Origin of the sequence: Vulcanococcus sp. (assembly GCF_044369115.1) — a bacterium.
Taxonomy (GTDB): Bacteria; Cyanobacteriota; Cyanobacteriia; order PCC-6307; family Cyanobiaceae; genus Vulcanococcus.
This window is the reverse complement of sequence record NZ_JBIPMN010000179.1, coordinates 1-5,040: the sequence shown is the minus strand read 5'-3', so window position 1 is coordinate 5,040 and position 5,040 is coordinate 1. Positions and strand designations below refer to the sequence as shown.

Annotated in this window: 6 protein-coding genes; 2 read left to right on the top strand and 4 right to left on the bottom strand. The window is 64.4% G+C overall.

What is annotated here, in order from left to right:
- Positions 1 to 78: 78 nt before the first annotated feature.
- From ACIQ2E_RS12375 to ACIQ2E_RS12365, 3 genes are read right to left on the bottom strand one after another with little or no spacing between them, the layout of a single operon-like run.
- Positions 79 to 384 carry a hypothetical protein gene (locus tag ACIQ2E_RS12375; protein ID WP_398330959.1) on the bottom strand — a complete coding sequence of 102 codons (306 nt, stop codon included), beginning with the start codon at positions 382 to 384 and terminating at the stop codon, positions 79 to 81.
- Positions 381 to 2,405 carry an excinuclease ABC subunit UvrC gene (uvrC, locus tag ACIQ2E_RS12370; protein WP_398330961.1) on the bottom strand — a complete coding sequence of 675 codons (2,025 nt, stop codon included), beginning with the start codon at positions 2,403 to 2,405 and terminating at the stop codon, positions 381 to 383. The genes ACIQ2E_RS12375 and uvrC overlap by 4 nt, the downstream gene beginning before the upstream one ends.
- Positions 2,406 to 2,424: 19 nt before the next feature.
- Positions 2,425 to 2,907: a flavin reductase family protein gene (locus tag ACIQ2E_RS12365; protein WP_398330956.1), complete on the bottom strand. Its 483-nt coding sequence runs from the start codon at positions 2,905 to 2,907 to the stop codon at positions 2,425 to 2,427.
- Positions 2,908 to 3,016: 109 nt separating this feature from the next.
- On the opposite strand from ACIQ2E_RS12365, the gene coaD reads away from it, so the two are divergent.
- Positions 3,017 to 3,502 (top strand): pantetheine-phosphate adenylyltransferase, encoded by a 486-nt coding sequence (coaD, locus tag ACIQ2E_RS12360; protein WP_398330953.1) that lies wholly within the window; start codon positions 3,017 to 3,019, stop codon positions 3,500 to 3,502.
- Positions 3,503 to 3,511: 9 nt separating this feature from the next.
- A complete protein-coding gene (locus tag ACIQ2E_RS12355) occupies positions 3,512 to 4,450 on the top strand; it encodes a hypothetical protein (RefSeq protein WP_398330950.1) in 939 nt (312 codons plus the stop codon).
- On the opposite strand, the gene ACIQ2E_RS12350 is transcribed toward ACIQ2E_RS12355, so the two are convergent.
- Positions 4,447 to 5,040, bottom strand: a 594-nt coding sequence (locus ACIQ2E_RS12350; protein ID WP_398330947.1) for a D-alanyl-D-alanine carboxypeptidase, incomplete at its 5' end; no start/stop codon positions are given. The genes ACIQ2E_RS12355 and ACIQ2E_RS12350 overlap by 4 nt on opposite strands.

Sequence of the window (5,040 nt, the reverse complement as noted above, 5' to 3'; positions counted from 1 at the left end):
GAGCAGCCGAGGGATCCACGCCAGCCAGAGCGCTCTGAGCCGCGTTCAACTGATCCCCGAGCACCCAGATGCCAACGGTCATGCCGGTGCCTCACCAGCGAGACGGCAGGCCTTACGGGCCACTGCTGCGGCATAACCCCGCTCCACCAGGCCTGCTGCCGGACTGAGGGAGCCATTGCGGCAATCCACGGTGAGTCGCTCACGATGGCCGAGCTGATCGCTCACGCGCATGCGCAGCTGAAAGTGATGCTTGGCGCTACGGGTAATTTCATCGCCGCAGATTGGCCCCACGCACAAACCCGGCGCTGCAGTCACCGGCAGCACCCAGCCCCACAGGGCGATCAGTAGCGCCAGGACACAAGCCAGGGCAGGCGTTCTCTTCAACCGGCCAGCTCCAGCGTCGGTTCATTCTCCAGCTCCGGCGGCGCCTCCAGCTCCTGCGGGTGGAAGTACTCCCACACCACCTTGGCCATGCCCGGCCCCATGCCCGGCGCGGCCGCCAGGGTTTCCACGCTGGCGAGCTGGATGGCATCGATCGAGCGGAAATGGGCCAGCAGCTCTTTGATCCGCTTCGGCCCCATCCCAGGGATATCGGAAAGGCGTGAGCGCTTCATCCGTTCGCCCCGTTGCTGGCGGTGGAAGCTCACCGCAAAGCGGTGCGCCTCATCCCGCAGACGCCGCAGCAGTTGAACCCCCAGCTGCTCCGGCTCACTTTCCAGAGGTTCTTTCGCCCCGGGGATGAATACCTCTTCGCGCTGCTTAGCCAGCGAGCACACCACCAGCTCTTCATCGAGATTGAGTTCGCGCAAGGCCTCCATCACGGCGGAGAGTTGGCCCTTGCCGCCATCGATCATCACCACATCGGGCCAGTCGTTCAGCCCGCCGGTGTGCAGAGCGCTGCCGGCGGAGCGGCGCAGTTCACGCAGATCGGCACCCTCAGCCTTGGCCTGGGCCCAGCGGCGGAAGCGACGGCGGATCACTTCAGCCATGCTCATGAAGTCATCCGAGTGGCCCGCTCGAACGCTGCTGCTCTGAATCTTGTATTTGCGGTAGTGCTGCTTGGCCGGCAGGCCATCGATGAACACCACCTGCGAAGCCACCGCATCACTGCCCTGGATGTGGCTGATGTCGTAGCCCTCAATCCGGCGCGGCGCACTGGGCAGCTCGAGCAGCTGGGCCAGATCCTCCGTGGCCAGCAGGTTCTGCTCACTGGCACGTCGGGCCCGCTCCAGCTCGTAGCTGGCATTGCGCTGCACCAACTCAATCAGGTCGGCTTTCTGCGAGCGCTGCGGCACCGCCAGCTTCACCTTGCGGCCGCGCAGCTCCGAGAGCCACTCCTCGATCAACTCCTGCTGAGGCAGGGGCACCTGCAACAGCAGCTCCGGCGGGATCTCCACCGGCTCCACCTGGCTGTAATGCTCCTCAACCACGGTTTGCAACACGCGGCCGAGGGCTGCAGCCCGTTCTGGCGAGGGCGGCAGCTCACCGCCGGCACCTTCTTCCGCAGCGGGCATCCCGATCGCATCAGCGGTGAAGCCGAGCCGGCCCACCAGCTTGCCGGCGCGCATCTGGAACAGTTGCACCGCCGCCACCCGCTCATCGGCAGCCAGAGCCAACACATCGCGGCTCACGGAGCGATCGCCGATGCTCATCTTTTGATCGGCTGTGAGCGTGTCGATGCCCTGCAGCTGATCGCGCACCCTGGCGGCGCTTTCAAAATCCAACCGCTCGGCGTAGCGCTCCATCTGCTCCTGCAGCAGCTGCAGCAACTCCTCGTTGCGGCCCTGGAACACCATCGCCACCTGCCGCAGGGTGCGGTGGTAATCGTCGGAGCTGATCTTTTCCTGGCAGACGCCAGGGCAGCGACCGATGTCGTAATTCAGACAGGTGCGGTCCTTGTGCAGCGGCTGCGGTCGCTGCCGCAGCGGAAACACCCGTTTAACAAGCCCGAGCGTGCGGCGCAACAGGCCGACGTCCACATAGGGCCCATAGAAGCGATCGAGCGGTGAGCGAAACCGGCGCTTGCGCGTGATGAAGATGCGCGGGTAGGCCTCACTCCAGGTGATGCAGAGGTAAGGGTATTTCTTGTCGTCCTTCAGCAGCACATTGAAGTGCGGCTGATGGTTCTTGATCAGGTTGGATTCCAGCGCGAGCGCCTCGGCTTCGCTATCGGTGACGATGAATTCGATCTCGCACACCTGCCGCACCATCAGGGCGATGCGGGGCGAGTGGCCATGGCCGCTGCCGCTTTGGAAATAGCTGCGCACCCGGTTGCGCAGCACCTTGGCCTTTCCGATGTAGAGGATGCGGTCCTCGCCATCGCGCATCAGATAGCAACCGGGCTCATTGGGAACCTCCTTCAAGCGCGCCTTGAGGCGGGGCGGATCCTGAAGGAGGGGTTGGATCGTGCTCAACAGCTGCCACTCAGCCGCCGTACTGCCAGCCGGTGCTGCTCAGCTCCAGGGCTGCTCCATCGCGATGCAGCACGGCGCTCTTCACCGCACCAACGAACACGGTGTGGTCGCCATGGGCCACCTGACCCACCAGCTCACATTCGACCGCCCCGAGGGCATCGTTCAGCACCGGCAGGCCCAGTTCGCCGAGTTGATACGGTGCGGCATCGAAGCGGCCACCCACACCCTTTTGGGGCTTGAAGAACACGGCGGCCAGATCTTTTTGATCGGCAGCGAGCACGTTCAGGGAAAAACGGCCCGTGCGTTGAATCATGCCGTTGCTGGTGCTGTCGGAGCGCACCGCCATCACCACCAAGGGCGGTTCAAAAGACCCCTGGGTCACCCAGCTGGCGGTGAAACCATTCACCTCATCGCCTTCGGCCACGCCACAGATGAACACCCCATGGGGGATCTTGCGCAGCAGCGTCTTCTTGGCTTCAGCGTTGAGGGCCATGGGCGAAGCAGCAGGGGAACAGAAATCGTCTTGAACTCTAGAAACGGCTCCGGGCAGCGGGCTGGCCGGATGCCCGCCCCCTCAGACCTCGCTCCATAGGATCGGGCCCATGCAGGCGCTCTATCCCGGCAGTTTCGATCCGCTCACCCTCGGTCACCTGGATGTGATCGAGCGGGGTTCCAACCTGTTTCAGGGCCTCACCGTGGCGGTGTTGCGCAACCCAAGCAAAAACCCCTGCTTCAGCGTGGGGCAGCGGCTCGAGCAGATCCGCCAGGCCACCAGCCACCTCAGCAACGTGCATGTGGCCGCCTTCGATGGCCTCACTGTGGACTTCGCTCAGCGCTGCGACGCCGGGGTGATCCTGCGCGGTCTGCGCGCCCTCAGCGACTTCGAATACGAGCTGCAGATCGCCCACACCAACAAGAGTCTGGCGCCTCAGCTGGAAACATTGTTTCTCGCCACCGCCACCACCCACAGCTTTCTCAGCAGCTCCGTAGTGAAAGAGGTGGCCCGCTTTGGCGGCAGCGTGGGTCACATGGTGCCCACAGGAGTGGCAGAAGACCTGGCCAGGCTTTTTAATCAGTCATCCCCTTGATCGTTTCCGATGGCTGAGGCGCAGCTCACGTCCGTGCTCGACCAGCTCGATCAACTGGAGGAAATCGTTCTCGATGGCACCCGGGTGCCATTCAGCGGCGGCCGCCTGGTGAACGAGCAGGACGCCATCGAACTGATGGATGCGGTGCGCGAAGCCCTGCCGCCGCAACTGGCCCAGGCCGAAGAGCTGGTGGCCAAAAAAGATGACTTCATCAACCAGGCCCGACAACAAGCGGACGAAATCCTCAATCAGGCCCGCCAGCAACGCGAACAGCTGATCAATAGTCAGGCCATTCGCCAGGAAGCGGAACGTCAGGGTGCCGACCTGCGTGAGCAGGGGCGCCAACAGGGTGAACAGCTGCTCACCCAGGCCCGCCAGCAACTGGCCAAAGCCGAACAAGACCATCAGGCCCGCATGGCCCAGATGGAGCAACAGTTCAGCCAGCGGCGTCAACAACTGGAGCAGGAAGCGCTGCAGCGCCGCCAGCAGCTCGATCAAGAAGCGCTCGAACTGAAGCGCCAGCTGGCTGAACAACACGAGCAGGCGCGGCAGCAAAGCCTGGTTGAACTGGAAAAGATTCGCCAGGAAGCGATGCGGGTGCAGCAGAGCAGCCAGGCCGAAGCGGAGCGGGTGCAGAACGATGCCCTGCAGTTCCGCCAACAGACGCAGCAACAGTGCGAAGCACTGATCAGCCGCAGCCGTCAGGAGGCCGCCACGATTCAGGAGGGCGCCAACCGCTACGCCGAACAGGTGCTCACCGAACTCGAGGGGCGGCTCAAGGAGATGGGTCAGGTGGTTGTGGCTGGCCGGCGCGAGCTGGTGCGCTTGCAAGCCGTCGACCCCACCACCCTGGTGCAGCAGGCCCGCTCTGCTGAGGAGCAAGCCGTACCGATCAGCCGCGCCCGCCGGGCGGCGGATCGGCTCAAGCGCGCCGCCGGTCAGCGCTAGAGCGCCTGAGCCGTTGGGGCATGTACAGCACACAGGCCTGCCACACGGCTCTGGCGGAGGATTTCGGCAATCGTGCTGTTGGGCGAGCCGGCGCCGTTCGACACCATGCTCACGTAGCGCACCCCATCCGGGGTCTCGAGCACACCACTGATCGAGCGCACGCCGCTGATCGTGCCGGTCTTGCCACGGAAGCGGCCATCCAGTTCGGTGCCACGCCAGAGACTGCGCAGGGTGCCGCGCTGCCCGGCGATGGCCATCGAGGCCCAGTAGTTGGTGGCATAGGGGTGCTGGGCCATCCGCAGCATCAGGGCCGTCAGTAGTCGACTGGTGACCTTGTTGCCGCGATCGAGGCCGCTGCCATCCACCACCGACACCCCCGCCATCGGCAGACCCTGAGCGGAAAGCCACTGCATGGCGCGTTGGCGGGCTTGATTGAGATCCCAACTGCCTGTGCCCTGGCGCAGCAGCACCTCGGAGGTGAAGTTGTGGCTGTCGGTGTTGGCCAGGCTGAGCAGACCGTGCATGCTCACCGACCGCTCCTCATGCAAGAGCGTTGCAGCATCGGTGTTGGCGGTGGTGACGGGCACCAG